Annotated in this window: 19 protein-coding genes; 2 read left to right on the top strand and 17 right to left on the bottom strand. The window is 73.6% G+C overall.

The features are described from left to right. The first annotated feature begins 37 nt into the window (after nucleotides 1-37). A complete protein-coding gene (locus ACIRRU_RS16540; protein WP_363205257.1) occupies nucleotides 38-358 on the top strand; it encodes a hypothetical protein in 321 nt (106 codons plus the stop codon). A 74-nt stretch (nucleotides 359-432) separates the two neighbouring features. On the opposite strand, the gene der is transcribed toward ACIRRU_RS16540, so the two are convergent. From der to ACIRRU_RS16520, 4 genes are all read right to left on the bottom strand, one after another. Further along, on the bottom strand, nucleotides 433-1,902 hold the full coding sequence (gene der, locus ACIRRU_RS16535) for a ribosome biogenesis GTPase Der (protein WP_403680814.1): 1,470 nt from the start codon (nucleotides 1,900-1,902) through the stop codon (nucleotides 433-435). A 68-nt stretch (nucleotides 1,903-1,970) separates the two neighbouring features. Beyond that, entirely contained in the window at nucleotides 1,971-2,627 is a 657-nt protein-coding gene (locus ACIRRU_RS16530) for a lysophospholipid acyltransferase family protein (protein ID WP_403680811.1), read from the bottom strand. Then, nucleotides 2,624-3,319, bottom strand: coding sequence for a (d)CMP kinase (gene cmk / locus ACIRRU_RS16525; RefSeq protein ID WP_403680808.1), 696 nt, complete (start codon nucleotides 3,317-3,319; stop codon nucleotides 2,624-2,626). Before cmk ends, ACIRRU_RS16530 begins: the two co-directional genes overlap by 4 nt. 120 nt (nucleotides 3,320-3,439) lie before the next feature. Continuing rightward, the gene (locus ACIRRU_RS16520) at nucleotides 3,440-4,525 is read right to left on the bottom strand and encodes a prephenate dehydrogenase (RefSeq protein ID WP_403680806.1); all 1,086 of its coding nucleotides are present in this window, start codon (nucleotides 4,523-4,525) and stop codon (nucleotides 3,440-3,442) included. A 276-nt stretch (nucleotides 4,526-4,801) separates the two neighbouring features. On the opposite strand from ACIRRU_RS16520, the gene ACIRRU_RS16515 reads away from it, so the two are divergent. Next, the gene (locus ACIRRU_RS16515; protein ID WP_403680803.1) at nucleotides 4,802-5,230 is read left to right on the top strand and encodes a Rieske (2Fe-2S) protein; all 429 of its coding nucleotides are present in this window, start codon (nucleotides 4,802-4,804) and stop codon (nucleotides 5,228-5,230) included. Between the two features lie 151 nt (nucleotides 5,231-5,381). Here ACIRRU_RS16515 and ACIRRU_RS16510 read toward each other — a convergent pair whose 3' ends face one another. The 13 genes from ACIRRU_RS16510 to ACIRRU_RS16450 form a co-directional block, all read right to left on the bottom strand. Next, nucleotides 5,382-5,825, bottom strand: a complete 444-nt coding sequence (locus ACIRRU_RS16510) for an SRPBCC family protein (RefSeq protein ID WP_403680800.1) — start codon at nucleotides 5,823-5,825, stop codon at nucleotides 5,382-5,384. Nucleotides 5,826-5,886: 61 nt separating this feature from the next. Then, nucleotides 5,887-6,912 carry an ADP-ribosylglycohydrolase family protein gene (locus ACIRRU_RS16505; RefSeq protein ID WP_403680797.1) on the bottom strand — a complete coding sequence of 342 codons (1,026 nt, stop codon included), beginning with the start codon at nucleotides 6,910-6,912 and terminating at the stop codon, nucleotides 5,887-5,889. Continuing rightward, on the bottom strand, nucleotides 6,909-7,673 hold the full coding sequence (locus ACIRRU_RS16500; RefSeq protein ID WP_403680795.1) for an NUDIX hydrolase: 765 nt from the start codon (nucleotides 7,671-7,673) through the stop codon (nucleotides 6,909-6,911). Before ACIRRU_RS16500 ends, ACIRRU_RS16505 begins: the two co-directional genes overlap by 4 nt. Further along, nucleotides 7,670-8,752 (bottom strand): AAA family ATPase, encoded by a 1,083-nt coding sequence (locus ACIRRU_RS16495; RefSeq protein ID WP_403680792.1) that lies wholly within the window; start codon nucleotides 8,750-8,752, stop codon nucleotides 7,670-7,672. Before ACIRRU_RS16495 ends, ACIRRU_RS16500 begins: the two co-directional genes overlap by 4 nt. Continuing rightward, on the bottom strand, nucleotides 8,749-9,405 hold the full coding sequence (pnuC, locus tag ACIRRU_RS16490; RefSeq protein WP_403680789.1) for a nicotinamide riboside transporter PnuC: 657 nt from the start codon (nucleotides 9,403-9,405) through the stop codon (nucleotides 8,749-8,751). Before pnuC ends, ACIRRU_RS16495 begins: the two co-directional genes overlap by 4 nt. A gap of 144 nt (nucleotides 9,406-9,549) precedes the next feature. Continuing rightward, nucleotides 9,550-10,794, bottom strand: a complete 1,245-nt coding sequence (locus ACIRRU_RS16485; protein WP_403680786.1) for a pseudouridine synthase — start codon at nucleotides 10,792-10,794, stop codon at nucleotides 9,550-9,552. Continuing rightward, nucleotides 10,794-11,450: an SMC-Scp complex subunit ScpB gene (gene scpB / locus ACIRRU_RS16480; RefSeq protein ID WP_403680783.1), complete on the bottom strand. Its 657-nt coding sequence runs from the start codon at nucleotides 11,448-11,450 to the stop codon at nucleotides 10,794-10,796. Before scpB ends, ACIRRU_RS16485 begins: the two co-directional genes overlap by 1 nt. Then, nucleotides 11,447-12,484 carry a segregation and condensation protein A gene (locus tag ACIRRU_RS16475; protein WP_403680780.1) on the bottom strand — a complete coding sequence of 346 codons (1,038 nt, stop codon included), beginning with the start codon at nucleotides 12,482-12,484 and terminating at the stop codon, nucleotides 11,447-11,449. The genes scpB and ACIRRU_RS16475 overlap by 4 nt, the downstream gene beginning before the upstream one ends. Nucleotides 12,485-12,568: 84 nt before the next feature. Further along, nucleotides 12,569-13,132: a hypothetical protein gene (locus tag ACIRRU_RS16470; RefSeq protein WP_403681237.1), complete on the bottom strand. Its 564-nt coding sequence runs from the start codon at nucleotides 13,130-13,132 to the stop codon at nucleotides 12,569-12,571. After that, entirely contained in the window at nucleotides 13,129-14,148 is a 1,020-nt protein-coding gene (locus ACIRRU_RS16465; protein WP_403681236.1) for a ParA family protein, read from the bottom strand. The genes ACIRRU_RS16470 and ACIRRU_RS16465 overlap by 4 nt, the downstream gene beginning before the upstream one ends. 467 nt (nucleotides 14,149-14,615) lie before the next feature. Beyond that, nucleotides 14,616-15,731 (bottom strand): alanine dehydrogenase, encoded by a 1,116-nt coding sequence (gene ald, locus ACIRRU_RS16460; RefSeq protein WP_403681234.1) that lies wholly within the window; start codon nucleotides 15,729-15,731, stop codon nucleotides 14,616-14,618. A 143-nt stretch (nucleotides 15,732-15,874) separates the two neighbouring features. After that, a complete protein-coding gene (locus ACIRRU_RS16455) occupies nucleotides 15,875-18,007 on the bottom strand; it encodes a tetratricopeptide repeat protein (RefSeq protein WP_403680777.1) in 2,133 nt (710 codons plus the stop codon). Nucleotides 18,008-18,229: 222 nt separating this feature from the next. Continuing rightward, complete coding sequence (locus tag ACIRRU_RS16450; RefSeq protein ID WP_363205241.1) at nucleotides 18,230-18,856, bottom strand: NUDIX hydrolase; 627 nt, start codon at nucleotides 18,854-18,856, stop codon at nucleotides 18,230-18,232. Nucleotides 18,857-18,988 lie beyond the last annotated feature (132 nt).

Raw genomic sequence — 18,988 nt, 5'->3', positions numbered from 1 at the left:
CGACTCCTCCCGCCAGCATCAGAGTCAGATTCCCGGTATGCGTCCTTCGCAGGATCCGTCCGGGGGCCTGTCCGCCACCCCGATCTACGACGCGCTGTACTCCGAGTACCGGCGCTCGTTCCGGGCGCTGCCGGGCGACCGGAGCGGCGAGGAGAACCTCGGCTTCCCGGCCTTCAGCGCCGGTCTCTTCGCCTCCAGGACCCCGCTGAGCGGTCACCCGGCCCCGTCCGGGCACGGTGCCCACGGCGGCCAGAGCCAACAGCACACCACCGGGAGCCTCGGCTCCTGGCAGCGGGTGGGACGTCACGCCGGACGGCCCCGGCCCGCGGCGCTGCCGCCCGGGTCACGGAACTCCTGACCGCCCGCGGCGGCACCCGTACGACGAAGCCCCGGTCCGCTCGCACAGGAGCGGACCGGGGCTTCGTCGTGCGGCTACTTGTTGCGGCCGCGCTTCTCGCGGACCCGGACGGAGATGTGGATCGGGGTGCCCTCGAAGCCGAACTCCTCACGGAGGCGGCGCTCTACGAAGCGGCGGTAGCCGTGCTCCAGGAAGCCGGAGGCGAAGAGCACGAACCGCGGCGGCTTGGTGCCGGCCTGGGTGCCGAACAGGATGCGCGGCTGCTTGCCGCCCCGCACCGGGTGCGGGTGGGAGGCGACGATCTCCCCGAGGAAGGAGTTGAGGCGGCCGGTGGGGACGCGGGTCTCCCAGCTCTCGATCGCGGTCTCGATCGCCGGGACCAGCTTCTCCATGTGGCGGCCGGTGACGGCGGAGACGTTGACGCGCGGGGCCCAGGAGATCTGCGCCAGCTCCGTCTCGATCTCGCGCTCCAGGTAGTAGCGGCGCTCCTCGTCGAGGGTGTCCCACTTGTTGAAGGCGACGACGATGGCCCGCCCGGCCTCGACGGCCATGGTGATGATGCGCTGGTCCTGGACGCTGATGGACTCGCTCGCGTCGATCAGGATGACGGCGACCTCGGCCTTCTCCAGGGCGGCCGCGGTGCGCAGCGAGGCGTAGTAGTCCGCGCCCTCCTGGAGGTGGACGCGACGGCGGATACCGGCCGTGTCGATGAACTTCCAGGTGACGCCGCCCAGCTCGATCAGCTCGTCCACCGGGTCGCGGGTGGTGCCCGCCAGCTCGTTGACGACGACGCGGTCCTCGCCCGCGACCTTGTTGAGCAGGGAGGACTTGCCGACGTTCGGGCGGCCGATCAGGGCGACCCGGCGGGGGCCGCCGAGCGCGGTGCCGAACTTCTGCGCCGGGGCGTCCGGGAGGGCTTCGAGGACCGCGTCGAGCATGTCGCCGGTGCCGCGGCCGTGCAGCGAGGAGACCGGGTAGGGCTCGCCGAGGCCGAGGGACCACAGGGCGGTGGCGTCCGCCTCGCCGCTCTGGCCGTCGACCTTGTTGGCGCAGAGCACCACGGGCTTGCCCGCCCGGCGCAGCAGCTTGACCACGGCCTCGTCGGTGTCGGTGGCCCCGACGGTGGAGTCGACCACGAAGACGACCGCGTCGGCCGTCTCGATGGCGTACTCGGCCTGGGCGGCGACGGAGGCGTCGAGGCCCAGCACGTCCTGCTCCCAGCCGCCGGTGTCGACGACCTTGAAGCGGCGGCCCGCCCACTCGGCCTCGTAGCTGACCCGGTCGCGGGTGACGCCGGGCTTGTCCTGCACGACGGCCTCACGGCGGCCGATGATCCGGTTCACCAGGGTCGACTTGCCGACGTTGGGGCGGCCGACGATGGCGAGCACGGGCAGCGGGCCGTGACCGGACTCGTCCAGCGCGCCCTCGACGTCGTCGCGGTCGAAACCCTCCTGCGCGGCGAGCTCCATGAACTCCGCGAACTCGGCGTCGCCAAGTGCTCCGTGCTCGTGGCCCGAGCCCTCGGAGTGATTCTGGTCGTTCATGAAGTCCGTTCCTCTTTGCATCATCATCGATGGACCGCGGTCAGCGCGGCCCACTACTCAAGTCTGGCCTATCGCCCGGTGAGGCGCCTGGCGCTCTCCAGGTGGGCAGTGAGCCTGCCCTGGATCCACAGGGTCGCCTCGTCCAGCGCCTTGCGGGTCCGCCGCCCGTCGCCGGCGCTCGCGTCGAACGCCTCGCCGAAGACGACGTCGACCCGGCCGCGCAGCGGGGGCAGCCCCCGTATCAGCCGTCCCCGGCGCTCGGTGCTGCCCAGGACGGCGACGGGGACGATCGGGGCCCGGCCCCGTACGGCGAAGTACGCGAGCCCGGCCCGCAGCGAGGCGAAGTCGCCCTCGCCCCGGGTGCCCTCGGGGAAGATCCCGAGGACGCCGCCGTCCGCCAGGACGCCCAGCGCGTGGCTGATCGCGGTGCGGTCGACGGTCGTGCGGTCCACCTCGATCTGGCCGATCCGGTGCAGGAACGGGTCGAGGGGGCCGACGAACGCCTCCTTCTTGATCAGGAAGTGCACCGGCCGGGGCGCGGTCCCCATCAGCATCGGTCCGTCGATGTTGTGGGAGTGGTTCACCGCGAGGATGACCGGTCCGGCGGCGGGGACGCGCCACGCGCCCAGCACCCGGGGCTTCCACAGCCCGTACATCAGGCCGATGCCGATGGTGCGCCCGACGGCCGCTCCGCGCGGCGTGGGCGCGCCGGTGGCATCGCTCACGCGGCCACCCGCTTCCCCTCGACGAGGGTGACGACACACTCGATGACCTGCTGGAGGGTCAGTTCGGTGGTGTCCACCTCGACGGCGTCCTCCGCCTTGGCGAGCGGGGAGGTCTTGCGGCCGGAGTCGGCGGCGTCCCGGAGAATCAGGGCCTCGCGGGTGGCGGTCAGGTCCGAGCCCTTGACCTCGCCGCTGCGGCGGGCTGCGCGGGCCTCCGGGGAGGCGGTGAGGAAGATCTTGAGGTCGGCGCCGGGCAGCACGGTGGTCCCGATGTCGCGGCCCTCGACGACGATGCCGCCGGTCGCGGCCGCGGCGATGGAGCGCTGGAGGGCGGTGATGAGCGTGCGCACCTCGGGGACCGCGCTGACGGCGCTGACCTTGGAGGTGACCTCCTGGGTGCGGATCGGGCCGGAGGCGTCCTGGCCGTCGACCGTGATCGTCGGGGCGGAGGGGTCGGTGCCGGAGACGATCACGGGCTTGGCGGCGGCGGTCGCGATCGCCTCCGGGTCGCTCACGTCGACGCCGTTGGCCAGCATCCACCAGGTGATCGCCCGGTACTGCGCGCCCGTGTCCAGGTAGCTCAGGCCCAGCTCTGCGGCGACGGCCTTGGAGGTGCTCGACTTGCCGGTGCCCGAGGGCCCGTCGATGGCGACGATCACGGAGGGGCGTGCGGTTTCCACGGTGGTGGACACCTTCCTGGTACACGGGTCGGGGACGGACGGGCCCGCGGAGGGCCTCGTACCAGGTTACCGAGTACCGGGCGGGCCCTTGTACCCCGTACGGGCCAGCGGCCGCGCCCGGTGGCCGGGGCGTCAGCCGCGGATCGACCAGCCCCGCTCCTGGAGCGCCGCGCCGAGCACCGGGGCGGCGCTGGGCTCGACCATGATCTGGACCAGACCCGCCTGCTGGCCGGTGGCGTGCTCGATGCGGACGTCCTCGATGTTGACCCCGGCCCGGCCCGCGTCGGCGAAGATCGCGGCCAGCTCCCCCGGCTTGTCGCCGATGAGGACGGCGACGGTCTCGTAGGCGGCGGGGGCGGCGCCGTGCTTGCCGGGGACCCGGACGCGGCCCGCGTTGCCGCGGCGCAGGACGTCCTCGATGGCGACGGCGCCCGCGCCGCGCTTCTCCTCGTCGGCGGAGTGCAGGCCGCGCAGGGCGGTCACGGTCTCCGTCAGGTCGGCGGCGATCCCGGCGAGCACGTCGGCGACCGGGCCGGGGTTGGCGGAGAGGATCTCCACCCACATCCGGGGGTCGGAGGCGGCGATCCGGGTGACGTCGCGGATGCCCTGCCCGCACAGCCGTACGGCGGTCTCGTCGGCCTCCTCCAGCCGGGCGGCGACCATGGAGGAGATCAGCTGCGGGGTGTGCGAGACGAGGGCGACGGCCCGGTCGTGGGCGTCGGCGTCCATGACCACGGGGACGGCCCGGCACAGGGCGACCAGCTCCAGGGCGAGGTTGAGCACCTCGGTGTCGGTGTCCCGGGTCGGGGTGAGGACCCAGGGGCGCCCCTCGAAGAGGTCGGCGGTGGCGGCCAGCGGGCCCGAGCGCTCCTTGCCCGCCATGGGGTGCGACCCGATGTACGGGGCGAGGTCCAGGCCGAGCGCCTCCAGCTCGCGGCGCGGGCCGCCCTTGACGCTGGCCACGTCCAGGTAGCCCCGGGCGGCCCCGGCGCGCATCGCGGTGGCGAGGACGGTGGCGGTGTGCGCGGGCGGTACGGCGATGACGGCCAGGTCGACGGGGCCGGACGGCGGCTCGTCCGTGCCCGCTCCGAGGGCCGCGGCGGTGCGGGCGGAGTCGGCGTCGTGGTCGGCGAGGTGGACGTGGACGCCGCGGCCCGCGAGCGCGAGGGCGGCGGAGGTACCGACGAGCCCGGTTCCGATGACGAGGGCGGTTCTCACTGGGCGAAGTCCTTGCGCGGGGCGGCGGTCGCACCGGGGCGGACGTGGCCGGCCCCGGCGCGCGCGAGAGAGGTCTCGACGTGCACGAGGATACGGACGCCCCGGGGTGTGCCCCCCTCGATGTCCGGTTCCCGCCCCGCGCGGTCGTCTCCGGGAACGTCCCGTCCGCCACTCGGGCGGGTGCACGGTCAGCCCGGTTGCTTCTCCTGGGACCCTTCCGCCGCCACCATGGCCTGCATCCTGTCCGTCCCCGCCCCGCCATCCGAGGAGAAGCCCGTGAACGTACAGCGAAGGACGGTGCTGGCCGCGGGAGCGGCGGGCGCCACCGCTCTGGCGACCGGCTGCGGATCGTCCGGCGAAGGGGGCGGCAGCGGGGAGGCGAGCCCGGCGCCGAGCGGGACCGGGGAGGCCTCGGGCGGGGCGGAGCTCGCCAGGACGGGGGACGTCCCGGTCGGCGGCGGCACCGTCCTCAAGGAGCGGAAAATCGTGGTGACCCAGCCGACCGAAGGCGAGTTCAAGGCGTTCTCCGCCGTCTGCACCCACGCGAGCTGTCTCGTCTCGACGGTGAGCGACGGCACCATCAACTGCCCGTGCCACGGCAGCAGGTTCAGCATCACGGACGCGGCGGTCGAGGCCGGCCCGGCGACCCGGCCGCTGCCCGCCGAGCAGATCACCGTCGCGGACGGGACCATCCGGCTGGTCTGAGGCGGAGCGCCGGACGGACCGCCTCGGCGAGGGGAGCGAAGCGCGATGGCCCGTTCCCCCGCGGCCGCCGGGGCCCGCCCGGTCGGCCGTGGAGGACTTCCTCGTACGGGCCCGGCGGGCCCCGGCGGCGGGTGGTCCCGGCCGGCCGCGCTCACACCGTCCGGGGGCCGCCCGCCTCGGCGGTGACTTCGGCCAGCTTCTGGAACTCGCCCAGGTCGTAGTTGGCGAGCGTGGAGTCGAGGTTGGTCAGCGCGCCGAGCCGCTCGATGAAGCCCTGGGGGTCGTACTCGATCTGGAGGGCGACGCGGCTCGACGTGTCGTCGAGGCGGTGGAAGGTGACCACTCCCGCGTGGTGGACCCCCTCGGTCGTCTTCCAGGCGATGCGCTCCTCGGGGATCACCTCGGTCAGCTCGGCGACGAAGTTCTTGTCCGCGCCGGGCAGCGAGAGCTGCCAGGCGAAGCGGCGGTCGTCCAGGGGGTCGACGCGCTGGACGTGGCTGAGGAACCTCGGCCACTGGGTGACGTCGCTCCACAGGGACCAGACGACGGCCACGGGCGCCTTGATGTCGACGGTCTCGACGAGTGAGGAGGACACGGATACCACCAGACCTTCGTACGGGAACGGGTTCGCCCTCTCGTACCCGGTCGGACGCCGCTCAGGCGTCCCACAGTGCGGCGAGGGACAGCAGGTCGCTGCGGTACTCGATGCGCTCGGACCACTCCTTGGGCCAGGCCGCCGCCCCCAGGTGCGCCCCGGCCAGTGCCCCGGTGATGCAGGCGATGGAGTCGGAGTCACCCCGGGTGCAGGCGGCCCGGCGCAGCGCGGTGACGGGGTCCTCGGGGAACAGCAGGAAGCAGTGCAGGGCGGTGGCGAGGGCTTCCTCGGCGGTCCAGCCGTCGCCGGTCCGCTCGCACGGGTCGGTCTCCGGCGACGGGTCCCGCAGCGCGTCCTGGACCGTGGCCAGTGCGGTCAGGCACTCCGCCCAGCCGCGGCTGATGAACGCCCCGGGTGAGGCGTCGTGCGTGAAGCGCCACAGGTCCTCCAGCCAGCGGGGGTGGTAGCGGCCGCTGTTGTCGTAGGCGTAGCTGCGCAACTGGCCGATGAGGCCGAGGGGTTCGGCCCCCTGGGCGAGCAGGTGCACGGCTCGGGCCAGCAGGTCGGAGGCGGCGAGCGCGGTGGGGTGGCCGTGGGTGAGGGCGGCCTGGAGCTGGGCGGCCCCGGCGCGCTGTTCGTCGCTGAGGCCGGGGACGAGGCCGAGCGGGGCGACCCGCATGTTGGCGCCGCAGCCCTTGGAGCCGGTCCGGCTGGCCTCCTGCCAGATCCGGTCGCCCTCCAGCAGCGCGCACGCCTCCAGGCACGTGTTGCCGGGCGCACGGTTGTTGTCGGGCGCGTGGTACCAGGCGACGAACTCCGCGCGGACCGGGCCCACCATCCGTTCGGGGGTGAGCAGTCCGCTGTCCGTCGCGGTACGGATGCCCCGGCCGAGGGCGATGGTCATCTGGGTGTCGTCGGAGACGACGGCGGGGTCCGGGAGGGGCAGCTGCCGCCAGGGGCCGTACCTGGCGAGGATCGAGGGCACGTCGTCGAACTCGGTGGGGTAGCCGAGCGCGTCGCCGAGGGCGAGGCCGGTGAGGACGCCGGTCGCGGCCTGCTTGGTGAGGGGCGGGGTGGCGAGGGTCATCGGTCGGGTCCTTCCGTTCCGGAGGGGGAGGCGTCGGGGCGCGGGGGGCGCAGCAGCGGCGGGTGCAGGGCGGTGGCGTCGCCCGCGCGGTAGAGGGCGGCGGGTTTTCCCCGCCCGCCGGTGCGGCGGGGCGGGCCGTCGACGGGCCGGACGAAGCCGGGCGTGCCGAGGACCTTGCGCCGGAAGTTGGGGCGGTCCAGTTCGACGCCCCAGACCGTCTCGTAGACCTGCTGGAGCTCGCCGAGGGTGAACCGGTCGGGGCAGAACGCGGTGGCCAGGCTGCTGTACTCCAGCTTGGCCCCGATCCGCTCGTGCGCGTCGGCGAGGATGCCGTCGTGGTCGAAGGCGAGGGGTTCGGTGGCGGCGGCGTCCCACCACCGGGCGCTCGCCGCGTCGCCGCCGCCGCGTGGTTCGGGCAGGTCGGGCAGGAGAGCGGCGTAGGCGACGGAGACGACCCGCATCCTCGGGTCGCGGTCCGGGGCGGTGTAGGTCCGCAGCTGTTCGAGGTGGAGGGCGCCGACGGTGTCCTGGCCGAGGCCGGTCTCCTCGGCCAGTTCGCGGCGCGCGGCGGTCTCCGCCGACTCGCGGGGCAGCAGGAAGCCGCCGGGCAGCGCCCACCGGCCCCGGAACGGCTCCTGGCCGCGTTCGACGAGCAGCACGTGCAGCCGGGCTCCGCGGACGGTGAAGACGGCGAGGTCGACGGTGACCGCGAACGGGGCGAAGGCGTGCGGGTCGTAGCCCTCGGGGGCGGGGGTGCTCATCGTTTCTCCGGGAGGGGCGCGGCGAAGTCCCAGCCGGTGGCGAGGAGTTCGTCGACGGCGGTGACAGCGGCGGCGAGCCGTGTCCGGGGCGGGCCGGTCATTTCGATGAACGGCCGTCCCGTGCGGGTGAGTTCGGCGCGGAAGCGGTCGGTCATCCAGGGGCGCAGCTCCGGGCCGTCGCGCAGCCCGTCGTCCTCGAAGGCGACGCCCTCGTGGTCGGTGAGCAGCCACAGGTGGTGCGGGGCGGCCCGGTCCGCGATCTCCTCGACGAGCCGGTTGCGGCCGCCGACGTACCGTTCGTGCCAGAGGGTGGTGGCGAAGGAGTCGGTGTCGCAGAAGAGGACGGGGGACCCCGCGCGGGCGGCGGCCTCCTCCCGGTCGTTCTGGGCCTGGGCGATGAGCGGGAAGTCACCGGTGGTGAAGGTGACGTCCTCCCAGGCGGCCCCCGGCCACCGCGCCCGCAGCGCGGCGAGCTTCTGTTCGCTGTACTCGCGGCCGTACTCGGCGACGTGACCGGTGCGGGCCCACACTCCCCCGCGCGCCCGGAAGTGGGCGGCGAGGTCACGGGCGAGGGTGGTGGTGCCGGTGGACTCCGCGCCGAGGACCACGACCCGGCGGGCGAGGGCGGCGCGTACGGGCGGCCGCAGGTGGTCCCAGCAGCCGACGGGGTCCGCGCGGACCGCGGTGCCCGAGACGGGGAAGCGGGTGCGCCCGGGGTCGACGAGGACGGATTCCGCGCCGAAGCGGCGGCCCAGCTCCCGCCCGTACGCCTCCGAGGTGAAGACCGCGTCGACGGGCTCGGGGACGGCGGTGGTGAAGACGGCCATGTGCGCGTCCCAGACCGCCGGGTCGTTGACGTCCATGGGCGTGTCGTCGACCGCGCCGGTCACCGTGGTGTCCGGGTGGATCTCCCGCATCCAGGCCACCCGGTCGGCGAGCGGCACCGACTCCACGGAGGCGGCGCAGACCAGCACGGTCAGCCGCTCGCAGCGTTGCCGGGCGGTCTCGACGAGGTGGTGGTGGCCCGCGTGCGGCGGGTAGAACTTGCCGAGGACCAGGCCGTGTCCGTAGCGCTTCACGCGGCGGCCACCTCCGCCGGGCGCGCGGTGCGGGCGGTCAGGTCGCGGTGCCAGGCGCGCAGGCCGATGAGGCAGAGCACGAGGAAACCGGCGTACAGCAGTGAGGTCGGATACAGCCCTTTGTGCGCGTAGAGCGGGATGTGGACCACGTCGGCGGCGATCCACAGCCACCAGGACTCCAGGCGCTTGCGGCACTGGCCGTACGTCGCCGTCAGCGACAGGGAGGTCGTCACCGCGTCCCAGAACGGGACGGTGGAGTCGGTGGCCCGGGACAGCAGCAGCGTGATGCCGGCGGTCCCCACCACCCCCGCCGCGAGCAGCCAGACCCATTCGGTGCGGGTCGTCCTGCGCACCGGCAGGCCCGAGGTCCCTGGTCCACCCCCGTGGGTCCAGGTCCACCAGCCGTACGCGGCGAGGGTGATGAAGACGATCTGGAGGCCGGCGTCGGCGTACAGGCCGGCCTGGGCGAACAGCACGATGAAGAAGAGGTTGTTGGCGATGCCGACCGGCCAGTTGGCGATGTGCTGGCGGGCCACGAGCCAGACGCAGAGCGCGCCGCTGCCGAAGCCGAGCACCTCGGTCCAGCTGACCGGGGTGTCCAGGATCGTCACGAGGGGCTGCCGCAGGGGGTCGAGCACGTCCGCGAGACTCACACCCGCCTCCTTCTTTATGGTCAACTTGACTATAAAGGGTGGGCGGGAACGGCGGAAGGCCCGTGGCCGGTTCCGTTCAGGTTTCTGAACGGAACCGGCCACGGGCCTTCGTTCCGGGGGTGTCCGCCGTGGCGGAGCGGGTCGCTAGAGACCGACCTCGCGCATCAGCATGCCGACCTCGGTGTTGGTCAGACGGCGCAGCCAGCCGGACTTCTGGTCGCCGAGCGGGATCGGCCCGAAGCTGGTCCGCACCAGGCGCTCCACCGGGAAGCCCGCCTCGGCGAGCATCCGGCGCACGATGTGCTTGCGGCCCTCGTGGAGGGTCACCTCGACCAGGTAGTTCTTGCCGGTGTTCTCGACCACGCGGAAGTGGTCGGCGCGGGCGTAGCCGTCCTCCAGCTGGATGCCGTCCTTGAGCCGCTTGCCCAGGTCGCGCGGCAGGGGGCCCTGGATGGCGGCGAGGTAGGTCTTCTTCACGCCGTACTTGGGGTGCGTGAGGCGGTGGGCCAGCTCACCGTGGTTGGTGAGCATGATGATGCCCTCGGTCTCGGTGTCGAGGCGGCCGACGTGGAAGAGCCGCGTCTCGCGGTTGGTCACGTAGTCGCCGAGGCACTGGCGGCCGTCCGGGTCCTCCATCGAGGAGACGACCCCGGCGGGCTTGTTCAGCGCGAAGAAGAGATACGACTGGGCGGCGACGGTGAGGCCGTCGACCTTGATCTCGTCCTTGTGCACGTCGACGCGCATGCCCTGCTCGACGACGATCTCGCCGTTGACCTCGACGCGGGCCTGCTCGATCAGCTCCTCGCAGGCGCGCCGCGAGCCCATGCCCGCGCGGGCGAGGACCTTCTGGAGCCGCTCGCCCTCCTGCTCGGCGCCCGGGTGGGTCTTGGGCAGCGTGATGTCGGGCTTGTTCGCGTACCGGTCGCGGTTGCGCTGCTCGATCTTGGCGTCCAGCTCGCGGGGCCGCGAGGGGTTGCCGCCGCGCCGGAAGCCGCCGCTGCGGCTGCCGCCCTGTGCGGGCTTCGGACCGCCCTTGGCACCGCCGCGCGCGGCCGAGCCGCGCCCCTTGCGGGGGCCGGCCTGCTCGCGGGCGCCGGGGGCGTCGTTGCCCACGTCGTAGCGGCGCTCCTCGGGGCGGGGGCGGCGGGGACGCTTGTCCTGCTCGTCGCGGCCGCCCGTGGCGCCCGGACGGCCGCCCTGGCCGCCGGCGCCGCGCGCGCCGCCGCCGCCCTGACCGCCGGAACGGCCGCCCTGGGCGCCGCCGCGACCGCCCTGGCCGCGCCCGCCGCCCTGACCGCCGGGACGACCGCCCTGACCGCCGGGACGACCGCCTTGGCCGCCGCTCCGGCCGCTGCCGCCGCTTCCGCTGTTCCTGCCACTGCTTCGCATCAAAATTCCGTCTTGTCGTCTGCGTGAGTATCCGGGGTGTCCGGTGCGTCCGGATCGAACGACGGCACACCCTCTAGCGTCTCAGCCTCGATCGCGTCCGCCTCCGGGAGGAAGGGCGCGAGCTCCGGGAGCTCGTCCAGGCCACGCAGGCCCATGCGCTCCAGAAAGTAGTTCGTCGTCCTGTACAGGATCGCACCTGTTTCGGGTTCCGTGCCCGCCTCGGCCACCAGCCCCCGCTGGAGGAGGGTCCGCATGACCCCGTCGCAGTTCACTCCGCGCACCGCCGAGACCCGGGAACGGCTCACCGGCTGCCGGTAGGCGACCACCGCCAGCGTCTCCAGCGCGGCCTGGGTGAGCCGGGCGTGCTGGCCGTCCAGGACGAAGCCCTCCACGGCCGCCGCGTAGGCGGAGCGGGTGGAGAACCGCCAGCCGCCCGCCACCAGCCGCAGGTCGAAGCCCCGGCGCTGCGCGGTGTACTCGTCGGCCAGTTCCCGCAGCGCGTCCGCCACGGCTCTGCGGGGCCGCTGGAGCACCTTGGCCAGCCGGTCGACGGTGGCGGGCTCGTCGACGACCATGAGGACCGCTTCCAGGGCGGGCTTCAGGTCCAGCGAGGCGACCGCCCCCGGGTCGTCCCCTCGCGTCGGCTGCTCGCTCATTCCCGTACGCCCTCCTCTTGCGGGGTTCCGTTCAGCTCCTGGTCGAACTCGTCCGTCACCACCGGCTCCGCGCCCTCCCCGCCGCACCAGGCCACCAGCAGGTCGCCCAGCGCCTCGTCCTGGTCGAGGGTGACCGCCTTCTCGCGGTACAGCTCCAGCAGCGCGAGGAAGCGGGCCACCACGGTGAGGGTGTCCGGCGCGTCCTCGGTCAGGCTCCGGAAGCTCACCGCTTCCCCGGCCGCCCGCAGCCGCTCCACCACCAGGCCCGCCTGTTCGCGCACGCTCACCAGCGGGGCGTGGATGTGGTCCACGTACACCTGCGGCTCGGGCCTGGGCTGCATCGCCTTCACCGCGAGCCGGGCGAACCCCTCGGGCCCGATGCTGATGACGACCTCGGGCAGCAGCGCCGCGTGGTGGTCCTCCAGGCCGACGGTACGGGGGTGGCGGCGGGCCTCCGACTCCAGGCGGGTCTGGAAGATCTCGGCGATCTGCTTGTACGCGCGGTACTGGAGCAGCCGGGCGAAGAGCAGGTCCCGGGCCTCCAGGAGCGCCAGGTCCGCCTCGTCCTCCACCTCGGCGGCGGGCAGCAGCCGGGCGGCCTTGAGGTCGAGCAGTGTGGCGGCGACGACGAGGAACTCGGTGGTCTGGTCGAGGTCCCAGTCCGCGCCCATGGCCCGGATGTGGGCCATGAACTCGTCGGTGACCCTGGACAGCGCGACCTCGGTCACATCCAGCTTGTGCTTGGAGATCAGCTGGAGGAGGAGATCGAAGGGGCCCTCGAAGTTCACCAGCCGGACCGTGAAGCGCCGGTCCTCGCCCTCCGCCGCGGGATCGGCGTCCGCCGCCGCGACGTCGGCCGCCACGGCCTGCTGTACACCCTGCGGCGCGGCCTCCGGCACGGGAGCCGCCGCGGCTTCCGCATCGGACGGCCGGACGGCCTCCGGGGTCTGCGGGGCCTCCGGCTCCGCCGGCGTCCCGGGGCCCCGGCCCAGGGTGCGGCGGCGCGGGGCGGCGGGTTCGAGGGGCGTCGGCATGGTGGTCCAGGGGTGGGGCGGGTTAGGGGCGGGCCCCCGCCGGTCGGCGGGCCCCGCCCCGGCAGGCTACCCGCGCCGCGCCGGTCAGCGGCCGCGCAACCGCCGTACGAGGATGCTCGCGTCGCCCCGGGACTCCAGGTCGGCGAGGACCACCGCCACCGCCTCGCGGACGATGCGGCCGCGGTCGACGGCGAGTCCGTGTTCGCCGCGCAGGACGAGCCGGGCGTGTTCGAGGTCCATCAGCTCCTCGGCGGAGACGTAGACCGTGATCTTCTCGTCGTGCCGCTCCCGGCCGCTGGGGCGGCGGTTGGCCCCGCGGCCGCCACGCCTGCGCTGCGGCTGGACCGCCGCCGCGGGCTGCTCGGCCGGAGCGGCGGACGCCGCCGGGCGCTCACCGGACGCGGGCTTGGCGGCGGGGCGTTCGCTCTCGCCCCCGCGGCCGCGCGCGTCGCCGCTGTCGGCGTCGGCCGCGCTGTGCTCCTCCCGGTCGGCCGCCGGGGCCTGGCCCGCGGGGTCGCTCTCCCCCGCGGGGGCGGGCACCCGCGGTTCCCCGGTGGTCTTGCGCCGCCGGTCCGCCGGGGAGGACGGCTGGAGGCCCATCCCGCCTCCGGTGGTACGGAACAGTTCGTCGGCCCCGGGCAGACTCACTCGGCGTGACACCGGGCGAGCACCTCCCTGGCGAGCTGGCGATAGGCGGCGGCGCCGACCGAGTTGGAGGCGTAGGTGGTGATGGGCTCACCGGCGACCGTGGTCTCCGGGAAGCGGACCGTGCGCCCGATGACGGTGTGGTAGACGTGCTCGTCGAAGGCCTCGACGACGCGCGCCAGGACCTCGCGGCTGTGCACCGTACGGGAGTCGTACATGGTGGCGAGGATGCCGTCGAGCTCCAGCTCCGGGTTGAGCCGCTCCTGGACCTTCTCGATGGTCTCGGTGAGCAGCGCGACCCCGCGCAGCGCGAAGAACTCGCACTCCAGCGGCACTATCACCTTGTGCGCGGCGGTCAGCGCGTTCACGGTGAGCAGGCCGAGCGAGGGCTGGCAGTCGATCACGATGTAGTCGTAGTCGGCCATCAGCGGCTTCAGGGCGCGCTGGAGGGTGGACTCGCGGGCCACCTCGCTGACGAGCTGCACCTCGGCCGCGGAGAGGTCGATGTTGCTGGGCAGCAGGTCCATGTTGGGGACCGCGGTCTTCAGGAGGACCTCGTCGGCCGCCATGCCCCGCTCCATGAGCAGGTTGTAGACGGTGAGGTCGAGTTCCATCGGGTTGACCCCGAGGCCGACCGAGAGGGCGCCCTGCGGGTCGAAGTCGACGAGGAGGACACGGCGTCCGTACTCGGCGAGCGCGGCGCCCAGGTTGATGGTCGACGTGGTCTTGCCGACGCCGCCCTTCTGGTTGCACATCGCGATGATCTTCGCGGGGCCGTGGTCGGTCAGGGGGCCCGGGATCGGGAAGTAGGGCAGGGGCCGTCCGGTCGGGCCGATGCGCTCGCGGCGCTGCCGCGCGGCGTCGGGCGCGAGGGTGGCCGCGTACTCCGGATCGGGCTCGTACTCGGCGTCGGGGTCGTAGAAGTGCCCCTCGGGCACCTCGGCGAAGTCGGCGAAGCGGTCGGTGTCCCGGCTGCTCTCGTTGCCGGCCGTGGCGTTCACGTGTGGGCCGTCCATCATCTGGGGGGCTGTCGTCATGTGCTGTTGGGTGGCGAAGGTGCGGACCGCGACGGAGCCGACAGCTTCGGGCCCGGTCGGGCTCAGACCCCGTGCGGGCGTTCCTGGTTGACCACCCCCAGGAGTAATTGTCGACTCATTCACAAGTCGTCTTACCTCCTTGGACGTGACCAGGAAACTTATCGATAGGTCAGCGTGGCACCATGCCGACGATTGGCGACTCTATGGCGTGTCACCGGTCCGCAGCAACACAATCCGTCGGACCCGGGCCGATGTGTCGGCAATCGAACGTCTTCCTGTCAAGGGTGCACAGCGGCCAAGCCACCCATTTCACCGCTGAACGAAACGGGTAAAGGGTTACGTTCGAGGCGAGTTGCGCACAGGCCTCACGGGGTCGGATACGCGTCCGGCCGGACCTCGCTGAGCAAGGTCCGGCCGGACGCGCGATGTTGACGAACCAGGTTGACCCGTCAGCCGAGCAGGGCGCTCAGCTCGATGTGCGCCAGGCCGTGCGCCTCGGCCACCTCTCGGTAAACCACCTGGCCCTCATGGGTGTTGAGGCCCTTGGCCAGCGCGGCGTCCCGGCGCAGGGCGTCGGCCCAGCCGCGGTTCGCGAGCTCCACGATGTAGGGCAGCGTGGCGTTGGTGAGCGCGTAGGTGGAGGTGTTCGGGACCGCGCCGGGCATGTTGGCGACGCAGTAGAAGACCGAGTCGTGCACCTGGAAGGTCGGCTCGGCGTGGGTCGTGGGGCGCGAGTCCTCGAAGCAGCCGCCCTGATCGATCGCGATGTCGACAAGTACACTTCCGGGCTTCATCTTGGCGACCAGCTCGTTGGTGACCAGCTTCGGTGCCTTGGCTCCGGGGATCAGCACGGCGCCGATGACGAGGTCGGCCTCGACGACGGCCCTCTCCAGCTCGAAGGCGTTGGAGACGACGGTCTGCACCGTGGTGCCGAAGATCCTGTCGGCCTCACGCAGCTTGTTGATGTCGCGGTCGAGCAGAGTGACGTGGAAGCCGAGTCCCACGGCGATCTGGGTGGCGTTCCAGCCGGAGACGCCGCCGCCGATGACGACGGCCCTGCCCGCGCGGGTGCCGGGGACGCCGCCGGGGAGCACACCGCGGCCGCCGACCGAGCGCATCAGGTGGTACGCGCCGACCTGCGGGGCGAGGCGGCCCGCGACCTCGGACATCGGGGCGAGCAGCGGCAGGGCGCGGCCCGCGGTCTCGACCGTCTCGTAGGCGATCGCGGTGGTGCCGGAGGCCAGCAGCGCGTCGGTGCACTCGCGGGAGGCGGCGAGGTGCAGATACGTGAAGAGCGTCTGGCCCTTGCGGAGGCGGTGGTACTCCTCGGCGACCGGCTCCTTGACCTTCAGCAGCAGGTCGGCGGCGGCCCAGACCTCGTCGGCGGTGGCCAGTATCCGCGCGCCGGCGGCGACGTACTCCTCGTCCGGGATGGACGAGCCGGCACCGGCGTCGTGCTCGATGACGACCTGGTGGCCGTGGCGGACGAGCTCATGCACTCCGGCGGGGGTGATCGCCACCCGGAACTCGTTGTTCTTGACTTCGCGGGGGATGCCGACCTTCACGTCGATCACGGTCCTTGGCTCGGAGGGTCACCCGGGCACAACAACGCAGACCCGGACATAAACAGCATAAATGGAGACACCGCAGAGGAACGCGGCAGAGCCAGTCTAATGAAGGACTTCATGCTGTCTAGCCTTACAAAGCATTAACTTTCCGTCGAAGCACTGCGGATTTCGTAGGCAGAACTCTCCTCGCCCAGCAATCTATCGGCCGCGATACGGTGCAACCCGGCCGCCGCCGGGTCACCGAGCCTGTCCAGCGTGTCGGCCAGCCGCAGCTGGAGCGCCGCCTGAAGCCGCACGTCACCGGCGCGCCGGGCCAGCTCCACGGCCTCCCGGCAGGTCTGGAGCGACTCGTGCGGCCGCCCCGCGTACTCCTGGACCCGGGCCGCCTCGCTGAGCGCCCGCGCCTGGGCCGCCGGGCCGCCGAGCCTGCGGTGGCCCGCCGCGGCCGCCCGCCAGTTCCGCAGCGCCTCTCCGTAGCGCCCGGCGTAGGTGTGGACGGCGCCGAGCCGCCCGTACAGCCGCGCCTCGTCCTCCCGTTCCCCCTGGGTGAGGCGCTGGGAGAGCGCGCGGCCGTACCAGTCGGCGGCCCGGTGGTAGTCCCCCAGCTCCTCGTACGCCCCGCCCACGGATTCCATGGCGCGGCCGGTCGCGTAGAAGTCCTTCGCGGCCCGCCCGGCGTCCAGCGCGGCCCGGTAGCGGGTCAGCGCCGCCCGGGTGCGGCCGGTGCGGGCGTCCAGGTCTCCGAGGTTCAGCAGGGCGGCGGCCTGTTCCCGGGGCAGTTCGCGGCGGAGCGCCACGTCCAGCACCAGGCCGTGCAGCCCGTACAGCTCGGGCGCGGCCGCCTCCGTCCCCCGGTGCGCGGCCAGCGCCCGGACCAGGGCGGCCACCAGCCGCCGGGCCAGGGTGTCCAGCTCGCCGTCGGCGACCGCGAGCCGGGCGGAGGCCAGCAGGGCGGGCTGGCGCTGCCGCAGCCAGACGCCCGCCTCCTCGGCGTTGGGGAAGCGCAGGGAGCGCGGCAGCCCGGCGAGCTTGCGACGGGCGCCCGCGTCCTCCGGTTCGGTGACCGCGCGGCAGGACTGGAGGCGGCGCACGGTCCGCTCCAGCATCCGGGCGCGGGCGAGCTGGATCTCGGCGGGCCGCTCGCGGTCCTCCAGAAGGTCCCGCAGCATCGGGGCGAGACAGCCGCGTACCGCGTACTGCGGGTGGGCGGCGCCGTCCGTCCGCACCAGTCCGAGCCGGACGAAGTCGTCCAGCGTCGAGCGGGCGGCCGAGACGGAGCAGCCCGCCAGCGCGGAGGCGGTGTGGGCGTCGGCGAGCCCGGCGGGGGCCAGCGCCAGCAGACGCAGTATCCGGGCGGCGGCCGTCGGCAGTGAGTCGTGGACGAGCCGGAAGGCGCGGGCCAGCGGACGGGCCCCGGTGGGCTGTTGGTCCCCCGCGTCGGGCAGTCCGCGCAGCTGCCCCGCGACATCGGCGACCGAGGTCCTCGGGTGGGCCGCGAGCAGACCGCCGACCAGGGCGAGGGCCGCGGGCTGCCCGCCGCACTCCTCGGCCAGGGTCTGGGCGGTGCGGGGGTCGACGGTGACCCGGACCTGCCCGATGGTGCGGGCCAGCGACCGCGCCGCCGCGCCCGCCTCCAGTCCGCCGAGGGTGCACGGGCGTACGTCGGGGATGCCGGTCAGCGGACCGGTGGCGGTGGCGACGACCAGGCAGTGCGGGTTCTCCGGGAGCAGCGGGTCGACCTGCTCGGCGTCGGCCGCGTCGTCGAGCAGCAGGACGACGCGGCGTACGGCGAGGGCCTCGCGGACCATCTCGGACAGCTCGTCCCCGTCGGCGCCGGGCGGGACCGCGAGGCCCAGGAGGCCGAGGATCTCCCCGGCGGTGCGTTCGGTGGGGACGCGTTCGCCGCCGGGGTCGGTGAGTCCGGCCCGGAGCACCCCGTCGGGGTAGTCGCCCGAGCCCGTGCCGCGGGCGGTCCAGGGCAGCGCGCCCGCCGCGCCCGAGGCCGCCTCCGCGACGTCGGCGCCGGTGAGGGCCGCGGCCAGTTCCTCGGCGAGTGCGCTGCGGCCGGAGCCGGGGCGGCCCGCGATGAGCAGGACCCGGGCTCGGGGGGTCTTGCGGCCCGCGAGGGTGTCCAGACCGGCCCGCTCGATGTCCTCGCGCAGGGCCTTCAACTCGCGTTCGCGGCCGAAGAATCGGGGCGCGGCGCCGCCTGACGGATCCTCGGCTCCCGAGGCCTTCACCGGGCCGCTGATGTCCACCGCCTGATCGGTCACGAGCCACGCTCCACTTCGCTGCACGCGGTGCCCGCCGGAACTCCGGTCGGGGCCTTTCGAGCGTAGTTCAGCGAGGGGGACGATCCCGGCGGAGCGGCGCGGAGGACCAGGGAACATCCCCCGATCGGATCAGCATCTTGTCATTTCTTATGATCGTCGTTTTTTGCGATCAACATGACCAACGGAGTTCCGGCCGGGGCGCCGGAGGAGCGGGAGGTGACGTCAGGCCTCGAAGGGCCTGGCGGGCCAGGGCGCCTCCGCGGGGCGCAGCGAGTCGGCCCCGTCGCCCGCGAGCACGGCGGTGAGCGCGAGCACCCCGACGACCAGGCAGTTGTTGTGCAGGTCCCCCGCGATCACCGAGCGCACCAGCTCCGGCAGCGGGATACGGGCCTGCTCCATGTCGGCCTCCTCCTCCTCGACCGCGAACCGCTCGCCCTCCGCGTCGGACAGGCCGCGGGCCAGGAAGATGCGGACGGCCTCGTCGCAGCCGCCGGGCGTGGTGTAGACGTCGGTCAGCACCCGCCACTCCTCGGCCTTGACGTGCGCCTCCTCGTACAGCTCGCGCTGCGCGGCGTGCAGGGGGTTCTCACCGGGCACGTCGAGCAGCCCGGCGGGGATCTCCCAGAGCCGCTGGCGTACCGGGTGGCGGTACTGGCGTACGACGATGACCTGGTCGTCCTCGTCGATGGCGAGGATGGCCACCGAACCGGGGTGGACCTGGTAGTCGCGGCCGTGGACCGACCCGTCGGGCATCACCACCTGATCGGTGCGGACGCTGGTCTTGTTGCCGGTGAAGGGGGTGACGGTCGCGGTGACCTGCCACTCCTCGGGCGTGTCCTTGATACCCACTGTGCGTCCTCCCACGGACGGAGACGAGAAACCGGGGTGGGGGGGGGGGGGGGGGCCGCCCCCCCCCCCCCCCCCCGCCCCCCCGCCCCCCCCCCCCCCCCCCCCCCCCCCCCCCCCCCCCCCCCCCCCCCC

Origin of the sequence: Streptomyces sp. NPDC101181 (assembly GCF_044767975.1) — a bacterium.
GTDB lineage: Bacteria > Actinomycetota > Actinomycetes > Streptomycetales > Streptomycetaceae > Streptomyces.
The sequence above is the reverse complement of the archived record's forward strand: the minus strand, read 5'-3'. Positions and strand labels throughout refer to the sequence as shown.

Excerpts from the sequence above, each read along its gene's own strand:
- ACIRRU_RS16500 (WP_403680795.1), bottom strand. The coding sequence starts at position 7,673 with ATGAGCACCCCCGCCCCCGAGGGCTACGACCCGCACGCCTTCGCCCCG.
- ACIRRU_RS16475 (WP_403680780.1), bottom strand. The coding sequence starts at position 12,484 with ATGCCGACGCCCCTCGAACCCGCCGCCCCGCGCCGCCGCACCCTGGGC.
- ACIRRU_RS16465 (WP_403681236.1), bottom strand. The coding sequence starts at position 14,148 with ATGATGGACGGCCCACACGTGAACGCCACGGCCGGCAACGAGAGCAGC.
- scpB (WP_403680783.1), bottom strand. The coding sequence starts at position 11,450 with ATGAGCGAGCAGCCGACGCGAGGGGACGACCCGGGGGCGGTCGCCTCG.
- ACIRRU_RS16540 (WP_363205257.1), top strand. The coding sequence starts at position 38 with ATGCGTCCTTCGCAGGATCCGTCCGGGGGCCTGTCCGCCACCCCGATC.
- der (WP_403680814.1), bottom strand. The coding sequence starts at position 1,902 with ATGAACGACCAGAATCACTCCGAGGGCTCGGGCCACGAGCACGGAGCA.
- ACIRRU_RS16505 (WP_403680797.1), bottom strand. The coding sequence starts at position 6,912 with ATGACCCTCGCCACCCCGCCCCTCACCAAGCAGGCCGCGACCGGCGTC.
- ACIRRU_RS16485 (WP_403680786.1), bottom strand. The coding sequence starts at position 10,794 with ATGCGAAGCAGTGGCAGGAACAGCGGAAGCGGCGGCAGCGGCCGGAGC.